This is a genomic window from Burkholderia sp. AU28863 (assembly GCF_002223195.1).
Lineage (GTDB): Bacteria > Pseudomonadota > Gammaproteobacteria > Burkholderiales > Burkholderiaceae > Burkholderia > Burkholderia sola.
Genome location: NZ_NKFE01000004.1, coordinates 503,302 through 528,781 on the forward strand (window position 1 = coordinate 503,302; position 25,480 = coordinate 528,781).

Annotated in this window: 22 protein-coding genes; 11 read left to right on the top strand and 11 right to left on the bottom strand. The window is 67.4% G+C overall.

Going from position 1 to position 25,480, the window contains the following annotated elements:
- Positions 1-6: 6 nt before the first annotated feature.
- The gene (locus CFB81_RS13880) at positions 7-1,671 is read right to left on the bottom strand and encodes a tetratricopeptide repeat protein (protein ID WP_089435845.1); all 1,665 of its coding nucleotides are present in this window, start codon (positions 1,669-1,671) and stop codon (positions 7-9) included.
- Positions 1,672-1,990: 319 nt separating this feature from the next.
- On the opposite strand from CFB81_RS13880, the gene glyQ reads away from it, so the two are divergent.
- Genes glyQ through CFB81_RS13905 form a run of 5 tightly spaced genes read left to right on the top strand, consistent with a single transcriptional unit; the run spans position 1,991 to position 7,432 of the window.
- Complete coding sequence (gene glyQ, locus CFB81_RS13885) at positions 1,991-2,995, top strand: glycine--tRNA ligase subunit alpha (protein WP_006488593.1); 1,005 nt, start codon at positions 1,991-1,993, stop codon at positions 2,993-2,995.
- Positions 2,996-3,017: 22 nt separating this feature from the next.
- Positions 3,018-5,117: a glycine--tRNA ligase subunit beta gene (glyS, locus tag CFB81_RS13890; protein ID WP_069619610.1), complete on the top strand. Its 2,100-nt coding sequence runs from the start codon at positions 3,018-3,020 to the stop codon at positions 5,115-5,117.
- Between the two features lie 10 nt (positions 5,118-5,127).
- Positions 5,128-5,691, top strand: coding sequence for a D-glycero-beta-D-manno-heptose 1,7-bisphosphate 7-phosphatase (gene gmhB, locus CFB81_RS13895; RefSeq protein ID WP_069619609.1), 564 nt, complete (start codon positions 5,128-5,130; stop codon positions 5,689-5,691).
- Positions 5,692-5,734: 43 nt separating this feature from the next.
- Positions 5,735-6,499, top strand: a complete 765-nt coding sequence (locus tag CFB81_RS13900) for a 1-acyl-sn-glycerol-3-phosphate acyltransferase (RefSeq protein ID WP_069619608.1) — start codon at positions 5,735-5,737, stop codon at positions 6,497-6,499.
- A 45-nt stretch (positions 6,500-6,544) separates the two neighbouring features.
- Positions 6,545-7,432: a M48 family metallopeptidase gene (locus CFB81_RS13905; RefSeq protein WP_089435603.1), complete on the top strand. Its 888-nt coding sequence runs from the start codon at positions 6,545-6,547 to the stop codon at positions 7,430-7,432.
- 108 nt (positions 7,433-7,540) lie between these two features.
- Here CFB81_RS13905 and gloA read toward each other — a convergent pair whose 3' ends face one another.
- Positions 7,541-7,924: a lactoylglutathione lyase gene (gene gloA, locus CFB81_RS13910; RefSeq protein WP_006477863.1), complete on the bottom strand. Its 384-nt coding sequence runs from the start codon at positions 7,922-7,924 to the stop codon at positions 7,541-7,543.
- Positions 7,925-8,249: 325 nt separating this feature from the next.
- Between gloA and CFB81_RS36885 the strand changes: the two genes are divergently transcribed.
- Positions 8,250-8,681, top strand: a complete 432-nt coding sequence (locus CFB81_RS36885) for an STM2901 family protein (RefSeq protein ID WP_089435604.1) — start codon at positions 8,250-8,252, stop codon at positions 8,679-8,681.
- Positions 8,681-9,034, top strand: a complete 354-nt coding sequence (locus tag CFB81_RS13920) for a DUF1493 family protein (RefSeq protein WP_089435605.1) — start codon at positions 8,681-8,683, stop codon at positions 9,032-9,034. Before CFB81_RS36885 ends, CFB81_RS13920 begins: the two co-directional genes overlap by 1 nt.
- Here CFB81_RS13920 and rsmA read toward each other — a convergent pair.
- Genes rsmA through CFB81_RS13940 form a run of 4 tightly spaced genes read right to left on the bottom strand, consistent with a single transcriptional unit; the run spans position 9,031 to position 14,671 of the window.
- On the bottom strand, positions 9,031-9,852 hold the full coding sequence (rsmA, locus tag CFB81_RS13925; RefSeq protein ID WP_089435606.1) for a 16S rRNA (adenine(1518)-N(6)/adenine(1519)-N(6))-dimethyltransferase RsmA: 822 nt from the start codon (positions 9,850-9,852) through the stop codon (positions 9,031-9,033). The genes CFB81_RS13920 and rsmA overlap by 4 nt on opposite strands.
- Before the next feature lie 47 nt (positions 9,853-9,899).
- Positions 9,900-10,889 (bottom strand): 4-hydroxythreonine-4-phosphate dehydrogenase PdxA, encoded by a 990-nt coding sequence (gene pdxA, locus CFB81_RS13930; protein ID WP_089435607.1) that lies wholly within the window; start codon positions 10,887-10,889, stop codon positions 9,900-9,902.
- 11 nt (positions 10,890-10,900) lie between these two features.
- A complete protein-coding gene (locus CFB81_RS13935; protein WP_089435608.1) occupies positions 10,901-12,259 on the bottom strand; it encodes a peptidylprolyl isomerase in 1,359 nt (452 codons plus the stop codon).
- Between the two features lie 51 nt (positions 12,260-12,310).
- A complete protein-coding gene (locus CFB81_RS13940; protein WP_069619603.1) occupies positions 12,311-14,671 on the bottom strand; it encodes an LPS-assembly protein LptD in 2,361 nt (786 codons plus the stop codon).
- A 223-nt stretch (positions 14,672-14,894) separates the two neighbouring features.
- On the opposite strand from CFB81_RS13940, the gene CFB81_RS13945 reads away from it, so the two are divergent.
- Positions 14,895-15,944 carry an aminoglycoside phosphotransferase family protein gene (locus CFB81_RS13945; RefSeq protein ID WP_069619602.1) on the top strand — a complete coding sequence of 350 codons (1,050 nt, stop codon included), beginning with the start codon at positions 14,895-14,897 and terminating at the stop codon, positions 15,942-15,944.
- A gap of 22 nt (positions 15,945-15,966) precedes the next feature.
- Positions 15,967-16,689: an N-acetylmuramate alpha-1-phosphate uridylyltransferase MurU gene (murU, locus tag CFB81_RS13950; RefSeq protein WP_089435609.1), complete on the top strand. Its 723-nt coding sequence runs from the start codon at positions 15,967-15,969 to the stop codon at positions 16,687-16,689.
- Between the two features lie 217 nt (positions 16,690-16,906).
- Here the strand turns inward: murU and CFB81_RS13955 are convergent, their stop codons facing one another.
- Entirely contained in the window at positions 16,907-18,778 is a 1,872-nt protein-coding gene (locus CFB81_RS13955) for an ABC transporter ATP-binding protein/permease (protein WP_089435610.1), read from the bottom strand.
- Between the two features lie 173 nt (positions 18,779-18,951).
- Between CFB81_RS13955 and CFB81_RS13965 the strand changes: the two genes are divergently transcribed.
- Complete coding sequence (locus tag CFB81_RS13965) at positions 18,952-19,347, top strand: acyl-CoA thioesterase (protein WP_006485741.1); 396 nt, start codon at positions 18,952-18,954, stop codon at positions 19,345-19,347.
- A 39-nt stretch (positions 19,348-19,386) separates the two neighbouring features.
- On the opposite strand, the gene CFB81_RS13970 is transcribed toward CFB81_RS13965, so the two are convergent.
- The gene (locus tag CFB81_RS13970; protein WP_089435612.1) at positions 19,387-19,869 is read right to left on the bottom strand and encodes a nitrate reductase associated protein; all 483 of its coding nucleotides are present in this window, start codon (positions 19,867-19,869) and stop codon (positions 19,387-19,389) included.
- 119 nt (positions 19,870-19,988) lie between these two features.
- On the opposite strand from CFB81_RS13970, the gene fdhD reads away from it, so the two are divergent.
- The gene (fdhD, locus tag CFB81_RS13975) at positions 19,989-20,813 is read left to right on the top strand and encodes a formate dehydrogenase accessory sulfurtransferase FdhD (RefSeq protein WP_069619629.1); all 825 of its coding nucleotides are present in this window, start codon (positions 19,989-19,991) and stop codon (positions 20,811-20,813) included.
- Between the two features lie 51 nt (positions 20,814-20,864).
- On the opposite strand, the gene CFB81_RS13980 is transcribed toward fdhD, so the two are convergent.
- The 3 genes from CFB81_RS13980 to CFB81_RS13990 form a co-directional block, all read right to left on the bottom strand.
- Entirely contained in the window at positions 20,865-21,632 is a 768-nt protein-coding gene (locus CFB81_RS13980; RefSeq protein ID WP_089435614.1) for an enoyl-CoA hydratase, read from the bottom strand.
- 91 nt (positions 21,633-21,723) lie between these two features.
- The gene (locus tag CFB81_RS13985) at positions 21,724-22,923 is read right to left on the bottom strand and encodes an acetyl-CoA C-acyltransferase (protein ID WP_089435615.1); all 1,200 of its coding nucleotides are present in this window, start codon (positions 22,921-22,923) and stop codon (positions 21,724-21,726) included.
- 22 nt (positions 22,924-22,945) lie between these two features.
- On the bottom strand, positions 22,946-25,381 hold the full coding sequence (locus CFB81_RS13990) for a 3-hydroxyacyl-CoA dehydrogenase/enoyl-CoA hydratase family protein (RefSeq protein ID WP_089435616.1): 2,436 nt from the start codon (positions 25,379-25,381) through the stop codon (positions 22,946-22,948).
- Positions 25,382-25,480 lie beyond the last annotated feature (99 nt).

Consider the following 25,480-nt stretch of genomic DNA (forward strand, 5'->3'; position numbering starts at 1 on the left):
GGCCGCTCAGGCCTGCCGGGCCGGCCGCTCCGATCGAGCCGATGGTTCCGGCTGCGCGGCGAGGGCCCGCAGGTCGCGGCCCACTTCCTCCATCACCGGCGCCCATGCGCCGAACGTCGGCTGCCGGTACAACGTCGCGGTCGGATACCACGGGCTGTCCCGGCGATCGAGCAGCCATGGCCAGTGCGGATTCACGTCGAGCAGCACCCAGGTGCGCGCGCCGAGCGCGCCGGCCAGATGCGCGACCGACGTGCACACGGTGATCACGAGATCAAGCGCGCCGATGAATGCGGCCGTATCGTCGAAGCGCTTCAATTCGTCCGTGTAGTCTTCGATCGCGAAACCAGCCGCACGCGCGGCGGCGACATCCGCGTCCGCCCCCGGCTGCAGCGAATAAAACGTGACGCCGTCGATCCCGCGAAACGCGTTCGCGTAGCGCTCGAGCCCGACGCGCCGGAACGGGTTGCGCTGGTGGCCCGCGCTGCCCGTCCACACGAGCCCCACCTTCAGCCGGCCGTCGCCCGCGAGCCGTGCGCGCCATGCGTCGCATGCGGCCGGCTCGGCCCGCAGGTACGGCACCGACGCGGCGAGCGTCGACGCCTCCATGCCGAGCATCAGCGGCAGGCCGATCAGCGGCACTTCGTAATCGAATGCCGGCAGCGCATCGACGCCGCCGCCCGCGCCGAACACGTCCGCGTGCGCGCCGAGGCTGCGCTGCATCAGCGTGCCGAGCGCCGGAAACGTATTCCACGCGAGCCGGCCGCCCTCGCGATGCACGCGTTCGGCGAGCGGCGCGACGAAGCGGCAGAACTGCAGCACGTCGCCGAGCCCCTGCTCGCCCCATACCAGCAGCGTCTTGCCGGCGAGCGGCTCGCCCTGCCAGCGCGGGCCCGGCAGCGCCGGCCGGCGGCCGCGCAGCTCGCCCGCGCCGTCCCAGCGCGCCTCATGGCCGCGCCAGCCCGCCGCGTAGTTGCCGCGCACGAGCTGGATGATCGCGAGATTGAAGCGGAACGACGCGTCGTCGGGCGCCAGCTCGCATGCACGCGCCGCATGGCGTTCGGCGTCGTCCCAGCGCTGCGCCTCCTTCATCGCCATCGCGACGTTGTTCATCGCGAGCGCGTTGTCGGGCGCGCGGTCCGCGAGCCGCGCGGCGCACGCGAGCGCGCCGTCGAGGTCGTGCGTCGCGATCCGCGCGACGACGAGGTTGATCCATGCCTGCACGTCCCGCGGATCGTGCTTCACGGCCGCGTCGAGCAGCGCGATTTCCTCCGCGCGACTCGCGCCCGACAAGCGCAGCGCGATCGCGAGGTTGTTGCGCAGCGACGGCCAGCCGGCATCGATCGCGAGCGCCGCGCGGTACGGCGCAACCGCATCCGCGTGACGGCCGGCCATCTGCAGCGCGTAGCCGTGGTTGAAGTGGGTGGCCGCGCCCGGCTGCGCGCGCGCCGCGCATTCGGCGAGCGCAATCGCGTCGTCGGTGCGCTGCCGCGCGACGAGCGTGGCCGTGAGCTGCGCGATTGCCGGCGCATCGACCGCATGCAGATGGGCGGCGGCGGCAAGCCACTGTTGGTGTGCGGCGTGCTCGCCGCGCGCCCACGCGTCGGCGGCCTGCCCAAGCAGCCCGAGGAACGGCGGAAGCAGCGGAATCAGGATGTCGGTCGGTTCGTCCATGCAGTAAGCGTCGGCAAGCGGTGACGCGGCACGCATCGCGCGCCGCAATACGCGCATCTTACCGCCCGCGCGAAGCGCCGCGGCGTGCGCGTCGCGGCGGCCCCGCACGCGGCTGCGCGGCGCATGCGGGCCATGGGTGAGCGGGGCGCCGGAAACGGGCCGGCGGCGCCCGCATCCGCCTTCCGGCCGCATCCGGTCGCCGATCCGGTAAAATTACGCGTTTCAGCACACTAACAAGCCGCGCCGCCGCGCGAGCCGACCCTCCGGGCCCGCCCGGAGCGCCGTCCGCAACGGAGCGCCAGCGCCACGAAGGCTCTTCATGCTTACGTTTCAGCAAATCATCCTGACGCTGCAGTCCTACTGGGACAAGCAGGGTTGCGCCCTGCTCCAGCCCATCGACATGGAAGTCGGCGCGGGCACGTCGCACGTCCACACGTTCCTGCGCGCGGTCGGCCCCGAGCCGTGGCGCGCCGCGTACGTGCAGCCGTCGCGCCGCCCGAAGGACGGCCGCTACGGCGAAAACCCGAACCGCCTGCAGCATTACTACCAGTACCAGGTCGTGCTCAAGCCGGCGCCGGAAAACATCCTCGACCTGTACCTCGGCTCGCTCGAGGCGCTCGGCTTCGACCTGAAGCAGAACGACGTGCGCTTCGTCGAGGACGACTGGGAAAACCCGACGCTCGGCGCGTGGGGTCTCGGCTGGGAAGTGTGGCTGAACGGGATGGAAGTCACGCAGTTCACGTATTTCCAGGAAGTCGGCGGCCTCGAATGCAAGCCGGTGCTCGGCGAGATCACGTACGGCCTCGAGCGCCTCGCGATGTACCTGCAGAAGGTCGAGAACGTGTACGACCTCGTGTGGACCGAGTGGGAAGAGCAAGGCCCGAACGGCCCCGAGCTGCGCCGCCTGTCGTATGGCGACGTGTACCACCAGAACGAGGTCGAGCAGTCGACCTACAACTTCGAGCACGCGAACGTCGACCTGCTGTTCACGTTCTTCAACAGCTACGAAGCGGAAGCGAAGAAGATGATCGACGCGCAGCTCGCGCTGCCCGCGTACGAGCTCGTGCTGAAGGCCGGCCACACGTTCAACCTGCTCGACGCGCGCGGCGCGATCTCGGTCACCGAGCGGGCAGCATACATCGGCCGCATCCGCGCGCTGTCGCGTCTCGTCGCGCAGGCTTACTACGACTCGCGCGAGAAGCTCGGCTTCCCGATGCTCGGCAACCCGCCGGGCGTGCCGGGCCTCACCACCGACGCCCAGGACGCCGCGCAGCCGGCATGGGCGCCGCCGCTCAAGGTCGAACGCAAGATCGATCAGGTCTGACGAGACGAGATTCAATCCAACCATGACGCACAATCATCCCGCCCCCCTGCTCGTCGAACTGCTGACCGAAGAGCTGCCGCCGAAGGCCCTCGCGCGCCTCGGCGACGCATTCGCCGAAGGTGTCGCACAACGCCTCGCCGCGCGCGACCTCGTCGAAGGCGAACTCGTGTTCGAGCGCTACGCGACGCCGCGCCGCCTCGCGGTCGTCGTGCAGAACGTGCGCGCCGTCGCACCCGACAAACAGGTCCGCGAAAAGGTCCTGCCCGTGTCGGTCGCGCTCGACGCCGAAGGCAAGCCGACGGCGCCGCTCGCGAAGAAGCTCGCGGCGCTCGGCCACCCGAACGCGTCGATCGCCGATCTCGAGCGCGCGCAGGACGGCAAGGCCGAAGCATTCTTCATCAACTACTCGGCGGCCGGCGCCACGCTCGCCGACGGCCTGCAGGCCGCGCTCGACGAAGCGCTCGCGAAGCTGCCGATCCCGAAATTCATGACGTATCAGCGCCCGGACGGCTCGGACGTGAAGTTCGTGCGCCCGGTGCATCGCCTGACGGTGCTGCACGACGACCGCGTCGTGCCCGTCACCGCGTTCGGCGTCGATGCCGGCGATACGACGCTCGGCCACCGCTTCCTGTCCGACGGCCTCGTCGCGATCCAGCATGCGCATGCATACGCGGACACGCTGCGCGACAAGGGCCGCGTGATCGCCCACTTCGCCGATCGCCGCGAAACGATCCGCACGCAACTGAACGAACATGCGAACGGCGACACGGTCGTGATGCCCGAATCGCTGCTCGACGAAGTCACGTCGCTGGTCGAATGGCCGGTCGTCTACCCGTGCCGCTTCGAGGACGAATTCCTGCAGGTGCCGCAGGAATGCCTGATCCTCACGATGCAGACGAACCAGAAGTATTTCGCGCTGACCGACGTCGCCGGCAAGCTGCGCTCGCGCTTCCTGATCGTGTCGAACATCGAGACGAAGACGCCGGGCGAGATCATCGAAGGCAACGAGCGCGTCGTGCGCCCGCGCCTCGCCGATGCGAAGTTCTTCTTCGAGCAGGACAAGAAGAAGCCGCTCGCCGAGCGCGTGCCGCAACTCGCGAACGTCGTCTATCACAACAAGCTCGGCTCGGCGCTCGCGCGCGTCGAGCGCCTCGAGGCGCTGGCCGGCGAGATCGCCCCGGCGATCGGCGCCGATACCGCGCACGCGAAGCGCGCCGCGCGTCTCGCGAAGGCCGACCTGCTGACCGACATGGTCGGCGAGTTCCCGGAGCTGCAGGGCACGATGGGCACGTACTACGCGCGCCACGACGGCGAAGCCGACGACGTCGCGCTCGCGTGCGCCGAGCACTACCAGCCGCGCTTCTCCGGCGACGCGCTGCCGACCACGCCGGTGTCGACCGCCGTCGCGCTCGCCGACAAGCTCGAAACGATCGTCGGCATCTGGGGCATCGGCCTCGCGCCGACCGGCGAGAAAGATCCGTTCGCGCTGCGCCGTCACGCGCTCGGCGTGCTGCGCCTGCTGCTCGAGAAGCAACTGCCGCTCGATCTCGTATCGCTGCTGCGCACGGCCCACGCACGCTTTGACGGCGTGCCGGGCGTCGCCGAATCCACCGACGCGATCTTCGCGTTCTTCATGGATCGCCTGCGCGGGCTGCTGCGTGAGCGCGGCTATTCGGCCGGCGAAATCGACGCGGTGCTGAGCCTGAACCCGACGCGCATCGACGATCTCGTCGCGCGCCTGGACGCGGTGCGCGAATTCACGCGCCTCGCGGAAGCGGAAGCGCTCGCGGCCGCGAACAAGCGGATCTCGAACATCCTGAAGAAATCGGAAGGCGGCGCGAACGGCGCGGTGCAGCCCACGCTGCTCGTCGAGGCGGCCGAGAAGGCGCTGCACGAACAGCTCGCGGCCGTCACGCCGCACGTGCAGTCGCAGCTCGAGGCGCGTGCGTACACGGGCGCGCTGTCGGCGCTCGCCGCGCTGCGCGCGCCGGTCGACACGTTCTTCAACGACGTGATGGTCAACGCGGAAGATCCGGCGCTGCGCGCGAACCGTCTCGCGCTGCTGTTCGCGCTGCACCAGCAGATGAACTGCGTCGCCGACATCTCGAAGCTCGCCGCATAAGGGCCGCACGATGCCGACCAGCCCCAACCGAAAGCTCGTCGTCCTCGACCGGGACGGCGTGATCAACGTCGATTCGGATGCGTTCATCAAGACGCCCGACGAATGGATCGCGCTGCCCGGCAGCTTCGAGGCGATCGCCCGGCTCAACCACGCGGGCTATCGCGTGGTCGTCTCGACCAACCAGTCCGGCATCGGTCGCGGGCTGTTCGACATGGCCGCGCTCAACGAGATGCACCTGAAAATGCATCGCGCGGCGGCCGCGGTCGGCGCGCGCATCGACGCGGTGTTCTTCTGCCCGCACACGGCGGAGGATCACTGCGACTGCCGCAAGCCGAAACCCGGCATGATGCAGATGATCGCCGAGCGCTTCGAGATCGATCCCGATCACACGCCGGTCGTCGGCGATTCGCTGCGCGACCTGCAGGCCGGTGTCGCGGTCGGCTTCCAGCCGCACCTCGTGCTGACCGGCAAGGGCAAGAAAACGCTCGCCGCGGGCAATCTGCCGGATGGCACGAAGGTCCATGACGACCTGCGCGCGTTCGCGCTCGACTTTCTTTCACACGAACACGAGTGATGCGGCTGCCGCGCGCATCCTCCCCAACACCAGACTCACGCCGATGCGCTTCGTCCGCTCCCTGCTGCTGCTGATCTACTTCATCGTGTACACGGTGCCGTACGCCACCGCGTGCTTCATCGCGTTCCCGTTCATGCGCCCCGACGCGCGCTACTGGATGGCGGCCGGCTGGTGCAAGTCGACGCTGTGGGTCGTGCGCTGGCTGAACGGCATCCGTTACCGGATCGAAGGGATGGAGAACCTGCCCGACGGCCCGGCCGTGCTGCTGTCGAAGCACCAGTCCGCGTGGGAGACGCTCGCGTTTCCGGCGCTGATGCCGAAGCCGCTGTGCTACGTGTTCAAGCGCGAGCTGCTGTACGTGCCGTTCTTCGGCTGGGCGCTCGGGCTGCTGCACATGGTCAACATCAACCGCAAGGAAGGCAAGAACGCGTTCAATTCGGTGATCCGCCAGGGCAAGAAGCGCCTGTCGGAAGGCGCATGGATGATCATGTTCCCCGAAGGCACGCGCACGCCGGTCGGCAAGCAGGGCAAGTACAAGACGGGCGGTGCGCGCTTCGCGATCGAAACCGGCACGCCGGTCGTGCCGATCGCGCACAATGCAGGTCGTGTGTGGCCGCGCAACTCGTTCACGAAATTCCCGGGCGTCGTCACGGTGTCGATCGGCAAGCCGATCGCGAGCGAAGGGCTGACGCCCGATGCATTGAACTCGCAGGTCGAAGCATGGATCGAAGCGGAAATGCGCCGCATCGATCCCGATGCGTATCGTCAGACGGGCAACGCCGGCACCCGCGATGCCGCACGCGCCTGACGCCCCGGATTGCAGCCGTTGCGTACGACAAAAAGAAGCGAACTGATGAAACAGCGTCCGCGGCCACGGCCTGCCGTCGTGGCCCTCGATCATCGCCAGATGGATCTGCCGCTCTTCGACGGGCCGGCCGCCGCGCCGTCGGCGCCTGCCGCCCCGCCGGCGCCGCCCGACGCCCTCCCCGCCGCGCCGCTCGACCCGGGCCCGGCGCCCGATCGCTCCCGCGTGCGCACGTTCGCGCTCGACAGCCGCGTGCTCGAATACCGGCTGAAGCGCTCGGCGCGCCGCACGATCGGCTTCACGATCGACGGCAGCGGGCTGTCCATCACCGCACCGCGCTGGGTCACGCTCGCCGACATCGAAGCGGCGATCGCCGAGAAACAACGCTGGATCTTCGCGAAGCTCGCGGAGTGGAAGACGCGCACCGAGCAGCGCGCGCTGCCGCAGATCGACTGGCGCGACGGCGCGCAGCTGCCGTATCTCGGCAAGACGGTGACGATCGCACTCGGCGCGGGCGCCGTCGCCTTCGACGCCGATGCGCTGCGGCTGTCGCTGCCGCTGCCCGTGCAGGCCGACATGCAGCAGATCAAGGATCGCGTGCAGGGCTGGCTGCAGGGCGAAGCGAAACGCATCTTCGGCGAACGCCTCGTCGTCTATGCGGAAAAGCTCGGCGTCACGTATTCGATGTATGCGCTGTCGTCGGCCGCGACGCGCTGGGGCAGTTGTTCGAGCGACGGCAAGATCCGCCTGAACTGGCGGCTGATCCATTTCCCGATGTCGATCATCGACTACGTCGTCGCGCACGAGCTGTCGCACCTGCGCGAGATGAACCACAGCCCGGCCTTCTGGCAGACCGTCGAATCGATCTTCCCCGAGTTCCGCGAAGCGCGGCACACGCTCAAGCATCACCCGCCCGAGTTGCTGCCGTCGCTTTGACGCGCACGGCTCCGCCATCAACGAAAAAGGGCGATGCGAGGTCACTCGCACCGCCCTTTTTCGCTGCCGCGGCGCACGCCGCACGCCGCAGCCCGGTTCATCCGGCGCTTACTTCTTCTGGATGAACTCGATCTTGTAGCCGTCCGGATCCTCGACGAACGCGATCACGGTCGTGCCGTGCTTCATCGGGCCTGCCTCGCGCGTGACCTTGCCGCCTTGCGCCTTGATCTTCTCGCAGGCCGCGTACGCATCGTCGACCGCCACGGCCAGATGGCCGAAGCCGTTGCCGAGATCGTAGGACGGCGTTTCCCAGTTGTGGGTCAGCTCGATCACGGTGCCCGTGCTCTCGTCTTCGTAGCCGACGAACGCGAGCGTGAACTTCCCTTCCGGATAATCCTCGCGACGCAACAGCTTCATGCCGAGCAATTCGGTGTAGAACTTGATCGAGCGGTCGAGATCGCCGACTCGCAGCATCGTATGCAGCAAACGCATGTGTTGTACTCCTGTGGGGACTTTCCAGAACCGGAAATTCTACCGGAGTCGCCGAAAATCCGCTGGCCGCGGGCCTCCGCGAGACGTGGCAGCCTTTTGGCCGCATGGGTGACGCGACAACTATCGGCTCGCGCGGGAAATAAGAAAAATACGAGGATTAATGCGAAATCCGCGGCACCGACGCGGAGAAAAACATATCGCATCAGCGATGTTATTCAGATAAATCCGCCAATATCGAGATATTTAAATATCTCAAAATAAATTAGATTGCCATCCTCAAAAACAATACATTATTATTGCAATCTCATTTCATTTTCATGCCGCCATGCAAAACACATATACATATGGGATACACAACAACCTCACACCTGCAGAACTATTCTTTTTGATCGCAGTCGATAAAACCATGGATGAGTTGGGAGTTAGTGATGCAGCAGGTGTTGCAATGATACTTGCGGGCTCACGGCTTCTCTCAACACGAGGCAAATTCGCTGGCGCAGTAAAGGGGACCTCGGTTGCGTCGAAGGTCTCTCGCTCACTATTGCCCTATGAGATAAAATATCGGATCTTACCGACGTTTACTTCATGGACCAGTGTAGCGCGATTACGAGTGAAGTTGACGAACCATATTGGTGTATTCGTCGGCCGAGCGATTCCGGGAGTCGGCTGGGCGATTACTGCCGTCGACGTTGCAATAATCGGGTATAAATCGGTTATGGAATACAACCGACGAGTAAAACGTGAGGATCGACTGTAATGGACGATGCGTGGCCCCAACTTCAGCAATTCATACGGGAAGTCCGCGCCGCCGGAGTATTCGGGCTGGACGATGAATTAACTCGCGATATGGATCTGTATCACGATCTCGATTGGGAACCACCCAAAATCGTCAACGTCATCCAGATGTGGGGCGAACGATTTCACGTCGACCTCAGCGACTTCAATATCGCCTACTACGTGCCATCCGCGAGTATGCGAAGGCGTGACGTAGTGCTGGCTGCGTTGAAGTCGCCGTTCAGCGCAAAGGCGCGAGAATCGCTAGGAGGGCGATCGCTCACACTGGGGATGTTGGAAGAAGCAATGAAGCGGGGGCGATGGGAACGGCGTTAACGACGCACCGCCGCCAGCGCCTGCGCCACACCGACATATTCGGCCACGCTCACATCCTCCGCACGGCGCGCGAGATCGAAGCCGAGCGCGTCGAAATCGATCGTCTCGCGGTAGTCGCCGAGCGTATTGCGCAGCATCTTGCGGCGCTGCGAGAACGCGGCGGTGACGATTTCGCCGAGCAGCGCCGGATCGACGTCCGGCAGTTCGTGCGGCTCGTACGGAATCATCCGGACGATCGCCGAATCGACCTTCGGCGGCGGCTGGAACGATTCCGGCGGCACGTCGAGCATCTTTTCCATCACGTAGCGGTATTGCAGCATCACCGACAGCCGCGAAAACGCCTTCGTGCCCGGCTCCGCGACCATCCGCTCGACGACCTCGTTCTGCAGCATGAAATGCTGGTCGATCACCGCATCGGCGAACGTCATCAGGTGAAACAGCAGCGGGCTGGAGATGTTGTACGGCAGGTTGCCGACGATCCGCAGCGACGGCTTGTCGCCGGGCATCGCGAGCGAACCGAAGTCGAACGCGAGCGCGTCGCCCGCGTGCAGCTCCAGCAGCGCGCCGAAGCGTTGCTGCAAGCGCCCGATCAGATCGCGGTCGAGCTCGACCGCGTGCAGCGGCGACTCCGGCGTCGCGAGCCGCTCGATCAGCGGCCCGGTCAGCGCGCCGAGCCCGGGGCCGATCTCGACCATCCGCTGGCCGCGCGCGGGGCCGATCGTCGCGACGATCGAGTCGATCACGCCGTGATCGACGAGGAAGTTCTGCCCGAAGCGCTTGCGCGCGAAATGGCCTTGGTGCTGTCTGCTGTTCGACATCGACTGAGTAAAACGAAAAATACGACGAATGGGGTAAACCGGCAGCGTCAGGCTGCGCGGCGATGGCGCGCCATCGTGACGGCCGTATCGAGCGCGGCGATCATGCTGCCCGGATCCGCGCGGCCCGTGCCGGCCAGATCGAGCGCGGTGCCATGATCGACCGACGTGCGGATGATCGGCAGTCCGAGCGTCACGTTGATGCCCTCGCCGAACGTCGCGTACTTCAGCACGGGCAGACCCTGGTCATGGAACATCGCGAGCACGCAATCGGCATCGGCCAGATGGCGCGGCTGGAACAACGTGTCGGCCGGATAGGGCCCGCGCGCGTCGATGTGTTGCGCGTTCGCGCGGGCCAGCGCCGGCGAGATCACGTCGATCTCCTCGCGGCCGAGATAACCGTTCTCGCCCGCGTGCGGGTTCAGGCCCGTCACGAGGATGCGCGGCGCGGCGAGACCGAAATCGCGCCGCAGGTCGCGGTCGATGATCGCGAGCGTCTCGACGAGCCCGTCGATCGTCAGCGCGGCCGATACGTCCTTCAGCGGCAGGTGCGTGGTCGCGAGCGCGACGCGCAGCGGCCGGTGGCCGGTGCCGGCCAGCATCATCACGACGCGCGGCGTATGCGTGCGTTCTGCCAGGTATTCGGTATGGCCGGTGAACGGCACGCCCGCATCGTTGATCGTGCTCTTCTGCAGCGGCGCGGTGACGATCGCGTCGTACCGGCCGGCCAGCGCGCCGTCGATCGCCGCGTCGAGCAGCCCGAGCACGTAGCGGCCGTTCGCCGCGTCCAGCTTGCCCGCCTGCGCGGGCGCCGCCAGCGCGTGATGCGCGACCGACACCTGCGCGCCGCCGGCCAGCGTGTCCGCATCGACGCCGACCGCGGCCGCCCGCGCGTCGAGCAGCGCGGCATCGCCGAGCACGGTGAAATGCGCGTCGGGCCAGCGCTGCGCGGCGTCACGCAGCGCCTGCACGGTCAGCTCCGGGCCGACCCCCGCGGGTTCGCCGGTCGTGATCGCGATCTGCAGCGCGGGCGTGCTCATCCGAGGCTCGCTCAGTTCGCCGGGCCGACGCCGCCGATCTTGTACTGCACGTACGACGAATCGCGCAGCTCGCGCAGCCAGTCGGCATACGCCTGCTCGGCCTTGCGCTGGCCGATCGCCTGACGGGCGATGTCCATCTGCTGCTGCACCGACCCTTCCGCTTCGCGACGGCTCAGCACCTGGATCAGGTGATAGCCGTATTCGGTACGAATCGGCTGGCTGATCTGGCCGTCCTGCAGGTTGTTCATCGCGCGCTCGAATTCCGGCACGGTCTCGCCCGGGCTGATCCAGCCGAGATCGCCGCCTTGCGACGCGGAACCGTCCTGCGAGTAGGTGCGCGCGAATTTCGCGAAATCGCCGCCGGCCTCGACCTGCTTGCGGATGTCGGCCAGTTGTTGACGCGCCTGGCCTTCCGACTTGCCTTCGCCGACGCGCAGCAGGATGTGGCGCACGTGCGTCTGGACGATCTTCGGCGCCGCGGCGCTCGCGCCCTGGCTCTGGCGGCGATCGACGAGGCGCACGATCTCGAAGCCGTCCGGCACGCGGATCAGCGTCGGGTTGACCTGGCCCGGGCGCAGCTTCGACGCGGCGTCGACGACGTCGGGCGGCAGCGCGCTCGGCGACTTGAAACCGAGATCACCGCCCTTCTTCGCGTCGTTCGCTTCGGAGTTGTTCTTCGCGAGGCGCTCGAAATCGGCGCCCGACTTCGCCTGCTGCAGCAGCGCTTCGGCCTTCTTCTGCGCGGCTTCGATGTCGGCCTGCGGCGCGTTGGTGGGCGCCTTGATGAAGATGTGCTGGAAGCGCAGGTCCTGCTGCTGCGATGCGTTCGGCCCGCGCTGGCTCGCGATGTAGTTCGCGACCTCGGCGTCCGACACCGTGATCTTGCCGTCGACCTCGCGCTCGCGCAGCTTCGACAGCATCAGCTCGGTGCGCGCGTCGCTCGTGAAGATGCTCCAGGGCACGCCCTGCGCCTCGAGGCGCGCGCGGTACTGGTCGAGCGTCATCCCGTTCGCCTGCGCGAGACGCTGCAGCGTGGCCTGCACGGTCGCGTCGTCGATGCGGATTCCGTCGTCCTTGGCCTTCTGCACCTGGATACGTTCGAGCACCATCTGGTTCAGCACCTGCGCGCGCAACTGGTCGGCCGGCGGCACCGGTGCGTTCTGCTGCTGCAGGCGGCGTGCGATCAGGCCGGCGCGCTGGTCGAGTTCGCGGCCCGTGATCACGTCGTTGTTGACCACGGCGACGACTTCGTCGGCGAGCTGCGCACCTTGCGAACCGAGTGCCTGCGCCGCGGCCGGCGCGGCGGCGAGCAGCGCGGCGGACGCGGCGAGGCTGGACACGACTGCCGCGAAACGAAGGGTTTTCTTCATTGCCACTGAAACTCCATTGAAATCGTGCTGACCGGTGCAGACATGCCGGCGTTACTCGTAGTTGCTGAAGCGGGACATCGGCGGCGGCGGCGGCGGCAACGGCGTGTAGCCCGGCACCCCGGCGCGGAATGCGGACACGAGGCCGTTGTCGATGGTCGACAAGCCCTTGAGCGTCAGCTGCATCATGAAGCGCGTCGACGAGTTCTGCTGTCCCGACGAATTGATGCCGTTCGCGGCCCGCTGCACCCCGACCCCGAGCGCCCAGCAATCCGCGTCGTATTGTAAGCCGACCAGACCGTCGACCACGCGATCCCCGGCGAAGTCGTAGTTGAACCGGCCGATCGCATACAGGCGGCGCGTGAGCGGCCACTGCGCGGACACCAGGAACTGGTTGATCGGCTGGTTGTCGAGCGTGGTGTTCACGCGCGTATAGCGGTAGCCGACGTTGATCACGCGGCGCTCGCCCGGGCTGTAGCCGAAACCGATGCTCGACTTCACGAGCTGGTTGTTGTTCTGGTTGTACTGGAACGCCGTTTCCGACATGAAGCCCGAGCCGAGCTTCAGCGCGGCGCCGACGATCAGGTCCGAGTGGCGCGCCAGCACGGCGCTCTGCCCGGGGTTCAGCGTGACGCGCTGATCGGCGAAGTAGTACTGCTGCGCGATCACGAAGCGCGCGCGCTCGTCGCCGGTGCGCGGATCGATGAAGCGCGAGGTCAGCCCGGCCGTGATCCGGTTCGCATCGGCGATCCGGTCGTTACCGACGAACGTGTTCGGCTGGTAGATCTCCGCGAGGCCGAAGTCCGATTCCGCAGTGTCGAACAGCGGTGCGTTCGACTGATCGCGATACGGCGTGTACACGTAGTACAGGCGCGGCTCGAGGGTCTGGATGAAGTCCTGGCCGAACAGGCGCACCGAACGGTCGAAGATCAGGCCCGAATCGAAGCTCACGGTCGGGATCGACTCGGTGAAGCGCTTCGGGCTGTTCGGCGTGGCGGACGACAGGTAGTTCAGGTCGTACGACGCCAGGTGGTACTGGACCTTCGGCACCGCGAAGTAGCCGGGGCCGTACACGCCGTACGAGATGTACGGGTTGAAGACGATCCGGTCGCCCTGGGTCGCATCGGCGGTCGTGATGCGGAACCGCGAATAATCGGCTTCCGCGCCGAAGTCGAAGCCGCCGACGTTGTACTTCGTGTACTTCACGTTCAACTGCGGCTCGCGGCTGTACGGCGCGATCGACGGCGGCAGCGTCTGCCAGTGCTGGTAGCGCGCGAGCACCGACCACGGGCCGTTGTTGTACGTGAGGCCGGCCTCCTGCTGGTACAGCGTCTGCGTGCCGTTGATGAACTGGTTCGCCGACCCGAGGTCTTCCGGATACGTGTTGTCCGAGACCTTGTTGAAGTAGACGTAGCCGCCGAAGCCGCCGCCGAAGTTCTGCTGGTGCTGCCAGTAGATCGCGTAGCGGTTGCGATGCGCGAGCCGGTCATCCGGCAGGTAATTGGCCGTAAACGTGCCCGAATACGACGGCGACAGATAGCGGAACGTCGCTTCGGTCATCACGCCGCGCCGCGAGATGATGCGCGGCGTGAGCGTCAGGTCGCGGTTCGGCGCGATGTTGAAGTAGTACGGCAGCGACAGCTCGAAGCCGTTGTTCGAGTTCACCGAGAACGTCGGCGGCAGCAGGCCGCTGCGCCGCTCGCCCGACAGCGGGAACGTCATCCACGGGCTCGCGAAGATCGGCACGCCCTGGAAGAACAGCACGCCGTTGCGCGCGGTGCCCTCGTCGGCGCCCGTATCGAAGTCGAAGCGGCTGCCCTTGATGTACCACGCGGGGTTCGTCGAGCACTGGCACGCGGTGTACGTGCCGTTGACGAACACCGAGCGCTCGTTGTCGACCATGTCGACACGCTCCGCGCTGCCCGACCCGCCTGTCACGTTGAAGTGATACTTCGGCGCGGTCATGAAGCCCTGGTTCGCCTCGATCTTCAGGTGCGCCTCGGGGCCGGCGAACGACGTGCCGCCATTGACCACCTTGACCTGGCCGTACGCATCGGCCATGTCGGTATCCTGATCGTAGTGGATCGCGTCGGCCTTCACGACGGCGTCGCCGCGCCGCAGCTCGGCCGAACCCTTCGCGGCGAGATCCTGCTCGGCGGTGCCGCTCGTATGGTCGGCGATCACGAAGGCGGCCGGCTTCGCACCGTCCTTCAGCGGATGATCCTCGAGCTGGGGCGCGAGACGCAGATCCCACGGAGAGTCGAGCGGCTGCGGCTGCGCAGCCGCGCCCGACAGCTGCGCGTACGACACGGCCGGCACGAGGCCGGGCACGGCCAGGAGCGCGAGCGCGAGCCGCCGTTTGCGCGGCGCCCCGTCACCGGGGAAAACATTCGGGAATAGCGGTTTGGGCGGCATCTATCGTTTGGCGAATCGCCCCTTGTCAACCGCGCCTGCACGGCACCTTCGCGCGCGGCGGGCCGCGCCGTCGAGCCGCGACTGCGGCTCTTCGCAAACCGGGGAGGCGATCGGGCGGACGGCGCGACAGGCGGCGGGCCTGCACGGCGGAAGCTGACGCGGGGCGCGTCAAAAAAGTCGTGGGGTATTATATGGCAAGACGTTCCCCCCTCCGCCGAGTTTCATGACGCCCCCATCCGCCGCATCCCAGCCCGACGCCCGCCTCGACGCGCTCACCGCGTGGCTGAACCCGCTCGCCGAGCGCTACGCTCTCGATCTGTCGACCCTCGCGCCCGCGTCGTCGGACGCCAGTTTCCGCCGCTATTTCCGGGTCGCGTCGGCCACGAGCCCCGGCGGCACGCTGATCGCGGTCGATGCGCCGCCGCCCGAGAAGTGCCGCGAGTTCGTCCAGGTCGCGCAGCTGCTCGCCGCGGCCGGCGACCACGTGCCGGACGTGCTGGCCCACGATTTCGACGCGGGCTTCATGCTCGTGACCGACCTCGGCCGCACGTCCTACATCTCGGTGCTCGATCCGGCCGATCCGGTCGCGGCCCGCCCGCTGATGCGCGCGGCGCTCGACGCGCTGATCCGCTTCCAGCTCACGTCGAAGCCCGACGTGCTGCCGCCGTTCGACGAGGCGTTCCTGCGCCGCGAAATGGAGCTGCTGCCCGAATGGTTCGTCGGCCGCCATCTCGGCAAGCCCGTCACCGACGCGATGCGCGGCACGCTCGACCGCACGTTCGCGCTGCTGGTCGCGAGCGCGCACGCGCAGCCGCAAGGCTTCATGCTGCGCGATTTCATGCCGCGCAACCTGATGGTCTGCGAGCCGAACCCGGGCGTGCTCGACTTCCAGGACGCCGTCTACGGGCCGCTGACGTACGACGTCGTGTCGCTGCTGCGCGACGCATTCATCAGCTGGGACGAAGAGTTCGAGCTCGACTGCTTCGCGTACTACTGGGAAAAGGCGAAGAAGGCCGGCCTGCCGGTCGACCCGGATTTCGGCGAGTTCTACCGCCAGCTCGAATGGATGGGACTGCAGCGCCACATCAAGATCCTCGGCCTGTTCGCGCGCATCAACTACCGCGACGGCAAGCCTCACTACCTGAACGACCTGCCGCGCTTCCTCGCGTATGCACGCAAGGTCGCGCTGCGCTATCGCCCGCTCGTACCGTTCGCGAAGCTGCTCGACGAGCTCGAGGGCAACGCGCCGGCCGACGTCGGCTATACGTTCTGACCGTCCTCGCACCCAGTCGACCATGAGCACACCCCTGACCACGGCGATGATCTTCGCCGCCGGACGCGGCGAACGGATGCGTCCGCTGACCGACACCTGCCCGAAGCCGCTACTCGAAGCCGGCGGCAAGCCGTTGATCGTGTGGCAGATCGAGGCGCTCGCGCGCGCGGGCATCGACACGATCGTGATCAACCACGCGTGGCTCGGCGAGCAGATCGAGGCCGCGCTCGGCGACGGTGCGCGCTGGGGCGTGCGACTCGCGTATTCGGCCGAGGGCGACGCGCTGGAAACCGCCGGCGGCATCGCGCAGGCGCTGCCGCTCATCGAGCGCGACGGGCAGCCGACGGTGTTCGCGGCGGTCAGCGGCGACGTGTACTGCGCGTTCGACTACCGGACGCTCGCGCCGCGCGCCGCCCGGATGGCCGGGCTCGACACGCCGGCGATGCACCTCGTGATGGTGCCGAACCCGCCGTTCCATCCGGCCGGCGACTTCGCGCTCGGCGACGACGGCCGTCTCGCGCTCGACGGCGCCGCGCGCTTCACGTTCGGCAACATCGGCCTGTACGACACGCGGATGTTCCGCGACCTCGCGCCCGGCACGCGGCGCGCGCTGACGCCGTACTATCGCGCGGCGATCGAAGCCGGCCGCGCGAGCGGCGAACTGTACGAAGGGATCTGGGAGAACGTCGGTACGCCCGCGCAGCTCGGCGAACTCGACGCACGGCTGCGCGCCGCCGCGGGCTGATCGTTGCGCGGCCGAGCGCCGGTTCGTCGGGTAGCCGGCGCGGTGCGCCGATGGCCTGACGGCCGATGAATGCCCGGCCGAGCCGGGATCACGTGCCGCGAACGTCCGCCGGTTCACCCGACGGTGACCCCGCCACGCCGCCCGTCGCCGAGCGGGCAGCCGAACGGACGGGCAACCATCCGCTCCCGCCGCGCGCCGCGTTGCGCGACACCCGTGCTCACGCGGCCTCGGCCTCTTCGCCGCCCGCCGCCGCGCGCTGCTGCTGCAGCGCCCACATCTGCGCATACAGCCCGTCCGCGCGCACGAGTTCGTCGTGCGTGCCGCGCTCGACGATCCGCCCGTGGTCCATCACGAGGATCTGCTGCGCATGCACGACCGTCGACAGCCGGTGCGCGATCACGAGCGTCGTGCGATGCCGCGCGATCTGATCCAGCTCGTGCTGGATCGCGCGTTCCGAGCGGGAATCGAGCGCCGACGTCGCTTCGTCGAACAGCAGCACCGGCGGATCCTTCAGCAGCGTGCGCGCGATCGCGACGCGCTGCTTCTCGCCGCCCGACAGCTTCAGCCCGCGCTCGCCCACCGGCGTGTCATAGCCCTTCGGCAACCCTTCGATGAAATCGTGGATGTGCGCGGCGCGCGCGGCCGCGACCACCTCGTCGCGGGTCGCCGTCGGCCGGCCGTACGCGATGTTGTAGTAGATCGAGTCGTTGAACAGCACGGTGTCCTGCGGCACGATCCCGATCGACGCGCGCAGCGATTCCTGCGTGACGTCGCGAATGTCCTGCCCGTCGATCCGGATCGCGCCGCCCGCCTGCCGGTCGAGATCGTAGAAGCGGAACAGCAGCCGCGACAGCGTCGATTTCCCCGAACCGCTGTGACCGACCACCGCGGTCGTCGTGCCGGCATCGATCGTAAACGTCACGTCGTGCAGGATCTGCCGCGACGGCTCGTACGCGAAGTTCACGTGCTCGAAGCGCACCTGCGCGCCGGCCACCGCGAGCGGCGGCGCATCGGGCCGGTCGGCCACTTCCTTCGGCGCCGACAGCAGCCCGAACATCCGGTCCATGTCGGTCAGGCTCTGCTTCAGCTCGCGATAGACGACGCCGAGGAAGTTCAGCGGAATGTAGAGCTGCAGCATGAACGTGTTGATCAGCACGAGATCGCCGAGCGTCAGCTTGCCCGCGAGCACGCCCTGCGTCGCGCGCCACAGGATGAACACGAGCCCCGCGCCGATGATCGCCTGCTGGCCGAAGTTCAGCACCGACAGCGAGTTCTGAGAGCGGATCGCGGCCTTCCGGTAGCGCTTCAGGTTCTCGTCGTAGCGCTGCGCCTCCCACGCCTCGTTGCCGAAGTACTTCACCGTCTCGTAGTTGATCAGCGAGTCGATCGCGCGCGAATTCGCGCGCGAATCGAGCTCGTTCATCGTGCGGCGGAAGTGCGTGCGCCAGTTGGTGACCTTCACGGTGAACACGATGTACGTGACCAGCGCCGCGAACGTCACGTACGCGTAGTAGGCCTCGTACTTGACCACGAAGAAGCCGAGCACGAGCCCGACCTCGACGAGCGTCGGCAGGATGCTGTACAGCGAGTACGAAATCAGTTGCTGGATGCCGCGCGTGCCGCGCTCGATGTCGCGCGACATGCCGCCCGTCTGCCGCTCGAGATGGAAGCGCAGCGACAGCCCGTGCAGATGCCGGAACACCTGCAGCGCGAGCTGGCGCACCGCGCTCTCGGTGACCTTCGAGAACAGGATTTCGCGCAATTCGGTAAAGAGCGACGTCGACAGCCGCACGAGCGCATACGCGACGACCAGCAGCCCGACGCCGCCCGCGAGCACGATCCCGGCCGACTGCTCGGCACGGCCGAGCGCGGTGAGCTGCTGCACGGCGGACAGGTGATCGACGATGCGCTTCATCACGACCGGCACGCCGAGGTTCGCGACCTTCGCGCCGATCAGGCAGCCGAGCGCGAGCGCGACGCGCCATTTGTAGGTGGTCAGGTACGGCAGCAGCGACCGGATGGTCTGCCAGTCGTTGCGAGGCCCGGTCGAAGCCGGCGCGGGCTCGCCGGAAGCGGGAAATCGGCGCATGGGGAAAGGTCCTGCGGCGATGCCGGGCGCGCGTATCGGCGGCCGGCTCGCGCGCTTTCTCGTACAATTTGCGAACGTTGTATTGTCGCAGAAGCCGCTTCGCGCCGCTGCCGGCGGACTCGCCGGCCCGCCTGCGCGCGGCGGCTCGTTTATTACAGGATGAAAGCCCCGCCATGACCGATTCGACCCTCGAACTCCCGCAGAAGCAGCCCGCGCTGCGCGTCGTCCCGCAACCGCACGACGCGAACGTTCACGGCGACGTGTTCGGCGGCTGGATCATGTCGCAGGTCGACATCGCCGGCTCGATTCCCGCGAGCCAGCGCGCGAACGGCCGCGTCGCGACGGTCGCGGTCAATTCGTTCGTGTTCAAGCAGCCGGTATTCGTCGGCGATCTGCTGAGCTTCTACGCCACCATCATGCGCACCGGCAACACGTCGATCACGGTCGACGTCGAGGTGTACGCGCAGCGCATGCGCCTGATGGGCGAAGTCGTGAAAGTCACCGAAGCGACGCTCACCTACGTCGCGACCGGCCCGGACCGCAAGCCGCGGCAACTGCCGCCGCTCTGACGGCGGGCAAGCGCCGGGTCGCGGCGCGGCATGCGGCCGTCAGTGCGTGGCCGTCAGCCCGAATTCCCGCATCGCGGGCACGAAATCGTGATTCAGCGTCGGTTTGCGCGACAGCTTGACCAGCACGTAGCGCTGGAACGGCGCGAGCCGCTGCCACTGCGCGAGCGCGGGCGCCGGCAGCCCGGCCAGCGCGCTCTGCTGCACCAGCGACTCCGGCACCGTGTCGACGGCGCGCCAGGCCGGCTGCTCGTCGGGCTGGAACCATGAAGGCTCCAGATCGGCGTGCGTGCGCAGCATTTCGAACAGCGCGTGATCGAAGTTGGGCTCGATCGCGGTGTCGTCGTCGGCCGGAAAGCGCGCGAGCAGCTTGCGGTCCTCGAGCGGCAGCAGTTGCCACTGTTCGAGCGAAATCCGCAGGCCGAAGCGATCGAGATTGAAACGCACGATCATCGGGATGTACGTGAAGTTTTCCGACGAATCGTGTTCGAAGTTGAAGAGCAACGGAGCGTCGCTGAGTCCCATGGTCGTTACCTGACGTGGCGGATGCCGGCGCGGCCGGCTTGCCTGGGGTATTTTAGAACCTCTGCGCGCGGACGGCGGCACGATCGTCGCCGGCCGTACCTCGAATCAACGGAGTGCTCGTGAATCCGACCCAATCAGATGAACCGCGCGGCGCGATCGAGCTGCCCGTGAGCCGCACGCGCGGCGGCGCGGTCGAAACCGCGCACGACTTCGTCGGCCAGGAATGGCCGGTCGCACTCGTCTTCAACGGCATCTCGCATGCGGTGATGATGTGCACGCCATGCGACCTCGAAGCGTTCGCGGTCGGCTTCGCGATCTCGGAAGGGATCGTCGCGCGCGGCAGCGACATCAAGGACATCGAGGTGATCCTGCACGCCGACGCGCCGCTGCCGCATGCGGAAGTCCATCTGGAAGTCGTCCAGCAGGCGTTCGCCGCGCTGAAGGACCGGCGCCGCGCGCTCGCGGGGCGCACGGGCTGCGGCGTCTGCGGCATCGAAAGCATCGACCTGCTCGACCTCGCGCCCGAACGCGTGCCCGACACCGGTTTTCTCGCGCGCCTCGCACCCGACGCGCTGGCGCGCGCCGCGCATGCGCTGCCGGCGCATCAGGCGCTCACGAAACTGACCGGCGGGCTGCATGCGGCCGCGTGGTGCGATGCAACAGGCGCGATCCGCACGGCATTCGAGGACGTCGGGCGCCACAACGCGCTCGACAAGCTGATCGGCTCGCTCGTGCTGGCCCGCGCCGATACCACCGACGGCTTCGTGTTCCTGTCGAGCCGCGCGAGCTACGAGCTCGTGCGCAAGGCGGCGCGGGTCGGCATCCCGCTGGTCGCGACCATTTCCGCGCCGTCGTCGCTCGCGATCGAAATCGCGAAGGCGGCCGGCTTGCGGCTCGTCAGCTTCTGCCGCGAAACCGGCCACGTCGACTACGGCACGGCCTGATCGCGATCGGGCCCGCGCACCGGCAATCCATCGCCGGCGCGGCCTGCGCCGTCAGTCGAACTGACGGAAATCCGGCTTGCGCTTCTCGAAGAACGCCGTCATCGCCTCGCGCGCTTCGGGCGCGCGCAGCATCGCCGAGAAGTGGCGCGCTTCCTCGGCCATCCGCGCGGGCGTCGCCACGCCGCCCGTATCCTTGAGCAGCGCCTTCGTCACACGCAGCGATGCCGCCGGCAGCGCCGCCAGCTTCGCCGCCTGCTTCGCCGCGAACGCGTCGAGCTCGGCCGCCGGCAGCACGCGGTTGACGATGCCGATCCGGTGCGCTTCCAGCGCGTCGAACGCCTCGCCCAGCAGCAGCTTCTCGGCGGCGACCTGATGACCTGCCAGCCGCGGCAGCAGTGCGCTCGACGCGGCTTCCGGGCACAGCCCGAGCTGCACGAACGGCAGCGAGAACGTCGCGGTGTCGGCCGCATAGACCAGATCGCAGTGCAGCAGCATCGTCACGCCGACGCCCACCGCAATGCCGGGCACCGCCGCCACGACCGGCTTGCTCGCGCTGCTGATCCGCGCCAGAAACTGGAAGACCGATGCGGTGTCGTCCTGCGGCGGCGACTTCAGGAAATCCTCGAGATCGTTGCCCGAGCTGAAATTGCCGTCGCTGCCGCGCAGCAGGATCACGCGCGTCGCCTTGTCTTCCTGCGCGTCGGCGAGCGCATCGGCCATCGTCTGGTACATCGCCGCCGTCAGCGCATTCTTCCTCGCCGGGCGCGCGATCGTGATCGTCATCACGCCGTCGGCGCGTTCCACTTGAATGTCGGCCACAACCGTCTCCTTTGACTGTCTCTACCGGAATGAAAAAACGGTGCGCGAGCTCGTGGCCCGCGCACCGTCGTCGCTTTTCGTCGCGTCCCGCTTACAGGCGTTCGATGATGCCCGCGGCGCCCATGCCGGTGCCGACGCACATCGTGACCATCCCGTACTTCAGGTTGCGGCGGCGCAGGCCGTGCACGACGGTCGCCGCGCGGATCGCGCCGGTCGCGCCGAGCGGGTGGCCCAGTGCGATCGCGCCGCCCATCGGGTTGACCTTGGACGGATCGAGGCCGAGATCGCGCATCACCGCCAGCGATTGCGCGGCGAACGCTTCGTTCAGCTCGATCCAGTCGAGATCGTCCTGCTTCAGGCCGGCGGCCTTCAGCGCGGCCGGAATCGCTTCCTTCGGGCCGATCCCCATGATTTCCGGCGGCACGCCGCGCACCGCGAAGCTCACGAAGCGCGCGAGCGGCGTCAGGTTGAATTCCTTCAGCACCTTCTCCGACACGACGAGCAGCGCGCCCGCGCCGTCGGACGTCTGCGAGCTGTTGCCGGCCGTGACGGAGCCCTTGTTCGCGAACACCGTGCGCAGCTTCGCGAGGCCTTCGAGCGACGTATCCGCGCGCGGACCTTCGTCGAGCTTGATCTCGCGCGTCTTCACGTCGACTTCGCCGGTCGCGAGGTTCGGGAAACGCTCGGTGATCGTGTACGCAGCGATTTCGTCGCCGAATTCGCCGGCCTGCTGCGCGGCGAGCGCCTTGCGGTGCGATTCGACCGAGAACGCGTCCTGGTCGTCGCGGCTCACCTTCCACTGCTCGGCGACGCGCTCGGCCGTCAACCCCATCCCGTACGCAATGCCGAAGTCTTCGCTGCGATCGAAGATGTGCGGCGACATCGACGGCTTGTTGCCCATCATCGGCACCATGCTCATCGATTCGCAGCCGCCGGCGAGGATCGCGTCCGATTCGCCGACGCGGATGCGGTCGGCCGCCATCGCGAGCGCGGTGATGCCCGACGCGCAGAAACGGTTGACCGTCACGCCGCCGACCGTCTGCGGCAGGCCCGCGAGCAGCGCGCCCATGCGCGCGACGTTCAGGCCCTGCTCGGCTTCCGGAATCGCGCAGCCGATGATCGCGTCCTCGATCACCTTCGTGTCGAGACCCGGCACCTGCGCGACCGCCGACTTGATCGCGTGAACCAGCAGCTCGTCGGGACGCGTGTTCTTGAAGACACCGCGCGGGGCCTTGCCGATCGGGGTGCGGCTGGCGGCGACGATGTATGCGTCTTGCAATTGTTTGCTCATTTCAGACTCCTTGTCTGCTCGCTCAGTTACGCACCGGCTTGCCGGTCTGCAACATGCCCATGATCCGTTCCTGCGTCTTCTGCGTGCCGAGCAGCTCGACGAACGCGCGGCGCTCCAGCGCCAGCAGCCATTCTTCGTCGACGAGGCTGCCGGCTTCGACGTCGCCGCCGCACACGGCTTCGGCGATGCGGCTCGCGATCAGGTAGTCGTGGTCGCTGATGAAGCGGCCGTCACGCATGTTGACGAGCGATGCCTTGATCGTCGCGATCGCCGAGCGGCCCGCGACCGGCACGTCCTTCGCGCGCAGCGGCGCGCGGTAGCCGGTATCGGCCAGCGCACGCGCTTCCTTCTTCGCGGTGTCGAGCAGTTCGAACACGTTGAAGACGATCGTGTCGGACGGCTTCACGTAGCCCATCGCACGTGCGTCGTGCGCGGACGCCGACACCTTCGCCATCGCCGCGTTCTCGAACGACTTCGTGACGAACTTCAGGATGTCGGTGGTCGCGTTCGCGGCCGTCGCGGCGTCCGCCGCACGCAGCGCCGCTTCCTTCAGGCCGCCGCCGGCCGGCACGAGGCCGACGCCCACTTCGACGAGACCGATGTAGCTCTCGACGTGCACGACACGCTTCGCGCTGTGCAGCATCAGCTCGCACCCGCCGCCGAGCGCGATGCCCGACACGGCCGCGACGACCGGCACGTTCGCGTACTTCACGCGCAGCATGCCTTCCTGGAACTTCTTCACGAACGGCTCGATGCCCTTCGCGCCGCCCATCATGAACGCGGGCATCGCCTCTTCGAGGTTCGCGCCGGCCGAGAACGGGCCGCCCGGCGTGCCGAGCTTCAGCGACGTCGGCTGCCAGATCACCACGCCCTTGTAGTCCTTCTCCGCGAGTTCGATCGCCTGCACGAGGCCGTCGATCACGCTCGGTCCGATCGTGTTCATCTTCGACTTGAACGACACGATCACGACGTCGTCTTCACCGGCACGATCGTCGACCCACGCACGCACCGCGTCGGTCTCGAACAGCGTCTTGCCGTACGTCTTCGGATCGGCGCCGGTTTCGCCGATGAGCGGCGCGCGGAACACCTGCTTGCCGTACACGGCCAGGTCCGAACGCGGCACGAAGCGCTTCGATGCCGGCGCCCACGAGCCTTCGGCCGTGTGCACGCCGCCCTTCTCGGCGACCGGGCCTTCGAGCACCCACGACGGCAGCGGCACGTTCGCGAGCGCCTTGCCGGCCGCGATGTCTTCCTGCACCCACTCGGCGACCTGCTTCCAGCCGGCGGCCTGCCAGCCTTCGAACGGGCCTTCGTTCCAGCCGAAGCCCCAGCGGATCGCGAGGTCCACGTCGCGCGCGTTGTCGGCGATCGACTCCAGATGCAAGCCGATGTAGTGGAACACGTCGCGGAAAATCGACCACAGGAACTGCGCGTGCGGATGATCCGTCTCGCGCAGCAGCTTCAGGCGTTCCGCCGGCGGGCGCTTCAGGATGCGACCGACCGTTTCGTCCGCCTTCGCACCGGAATCGACGTAGGCGCCCGTCTTCGCGTCGAGCACCTTGATCGCCTTGCCTTCCTTCTTGTAGAACCCACCGCCCGTCTTCTGGCCGAGCGCGCCCTGCTTCACCAGTTCGGCCAGCACGGCGGGCGTCTGGTAGACCGGGAAGAACGGATCGTCGGCGAGGTTGTCCTGCATCGTCTTGATCACGTGCGCCATCGTGTCGAGGCCGACCACGTCCGCGGTGCGGAACGTCGCCGACTTCGCGCGGCCGAGGCGGCTGCCCGTCAGGTCGTCGACTTCGTCGAAGCGCAGGCCGAACTTCGCGGCCTCGGTGATCACCGCGAGGATCGAGAAGATGCCGACGCGGTTCGCGATGAAGTTCGGCGTGTCCTTCGCGCGCACGACGCCCTTGCCGACGACGCTCGTCAGGAAGGTTTCGAGCTGGTCGAGGATTTCCGGGCGCGTATGCGCGGTCGGGATCAGCTCGACGAGGTGCATGTAGCGCGGCGGGTTGAAGAAGTGCACGCCGCAGAAGCGCGACTTCAGCTCGTCCGAGAATCCTTCCGACAGCTTCGTGATCGACAGCCCTGACGTGTTGGTCGCGAAGATCGCGTGCGAAGCGATGTGCGGTGCGACCTTCTTGTACAGGTCGTGCTTCCAGTCCATCCGCTCGGCGATCGCCTCGATCACGACGTCGCATTCGGCGAGCTTCGCGATGTCGTCTTCGTAGTTCGCCGCTTCGAGGTACTTCGCATCGTCCTTCACGCCGAACGGCGCGGGCGACAGCTTCTTCAGGTTCTCGATCGCCTTCAGCGCGATCGCATTTTTCGGGCCTTCCTTGGCCGGCAGGTCGAACAGCAGCACCGGCACGCGCGCGTTGACGAGGTGCGCGGCGATCTGCGCGCCCATCACGCCGGCGCCCAGCACGGCGACCTTGCGAATCAGGAAATTGCTCACGGGATGTCTCCGGATAGTGTCGTGCAGCGCGGAATGTGAGGGCTGCACGGCGAAGTGAGTACCAGGAACCGTTGCGTTCGGGCGGCGCGGCGCGCGGCG

What these genes read in the sequence shown, in the direction of transcription:
- CFB81_RS13880 (WP_089435845.1), bottom strand. Translation starts at nt 1,671, where the DNA reads ATGGACGAACCGACCGACATCCTGATTCCGCTGCTTCCGCCGTTCCTC.
- glyQ (WP_006488593.1), top strand. Translation starts at nt 1,991, where the DNA reads ATGCTTACGTTTCAGCAAATCATCCTGACGCTGCAGTCCTACTGGGAC.
- glyS (WP_069619610.1), top strand. Translation starts at nt 3,018, where the DNA reads ATGACGCACAATCATCCCGCCCCCCTGCTCGTCGAACTGCTGACCGAA.
- gmhB (WP_069619609.1), top strand. Translation starts at nt 5,128, where the DNA reads ATGCCGACCAGCCCCAACCGAAAGCTCGTCGTCCTCGACCGGGACGGC.
- CFB81_RS13900 (WP_069619608.1), top strand. Translation starts at nt 5,735, where the DNA reads ATGCGCTTCGTCCGCTCCCTGCTGCTGCTGATCTACTTCATCGTGTAC.
- CFB81_RS13905 (WP_089435603.1), top strand. Translation starts at nt 6,545, where the DNA reads ATGAAACAGCGTCCGCGGCCACGGCCTGCCGTCGTGGCCCTCGATCAT.
- gloA (WP_006477863.1), bottom strand. Translation starts at nt 7,924, where the DNA reads ATGCGTTTGCTGCATACGATGCTGCGAGTCGGCGATCTCGACCGCTCG.
- CFB81_RS36885 (WP_089435604.1), top strand. Translation starts at nt 8,250, where the DNA reads ATGCAAAACACATATACATATGGGATACACAACAACCTCACACCTGCA.
- CFB81_RS13920 (WP_089435605.1), top strand. Translation starts at nt 8,681, where the DNA reads ATGGACGATGCGTGGCCCCAACTTCAGCAATTCATACGGGAAGTCCGC.
- rsmA (WP_089435606.1), bottom strand. Translation starts at nt 9,852, where the DNA reads ATGTCGAACAGCAGACAGCACCAAGGCCATTTCGCGCGCAAGCGCTTC.
- pdxA (WP_089435607.1), bottom strand. Translation starts at nt 10,889, where the DNA reads ATGAGCACGCCCGCGCTGCAGATCGCGATCACGACCGGCGAACCCGCG.
- CFB81_RS13935 (WP_089435608.1), bottom strand. Translation starts at nt 12,259, where the DNA reads ATGAAGAAAACCCTTCGTTTCGCGGCAGTCGTGTCCAGCCTCGCCGCG.
- CFB81_RS13940 (WP_069619603.1), bottom strand. Translation starts at nt 14,671, where the DNA reads ATGCCGCCCAAACCGCTATTCCCGAATGTTTTCCCCGGTGACGGGGCG.
- CFB81_RS13945 (WP_069619602.1), top strand. Translation starts at nt 14,895, where the DNA reads ATGACGCCCCCATCCGCCGCATCCCAGCCCGACGCCCGCCTCGACGCG.
- murU (WP_089435609.1), top strand. Translation starts at nt 15,967, where the DNA reads ATGAGCACACCCCTGACCACGGCGATGATCTTCGCCGCCGGACGCGGC.
- CFB81_RS13955 (WP_089435610.1), bottom strand. Translation starts at nt 18,778, where the DNA reads ATGCGCCGATTTCCCGCTTCCGGCGAGCCCGCGCCGGCTTCGACCGGG.
- CFB81_RS13965 (WP_006485741.1), top strand. Translation starts at nt 18,952, where the DNA reads ATGACCGATTCGACCCTCGAACTCCCGCAGAAGCAGCCCGCGCTGCGC.
- CFB81_RS13970 (WP_089435612.1), bottom strand. Translation starts at nt 19,869, where the DNA reads ATGGGACTCAGCGACGCTCCGTTGCTCTTCAACTTCGAACACGATTCG.
- CFB81_RS13985 (WP_089435615.1), bottom strand. Translation starts at nt 22,923, where the DNA reads ATGAGCAAACAATTGCAAGACGCATACATCGTCGCCGCCAGCCGCACC.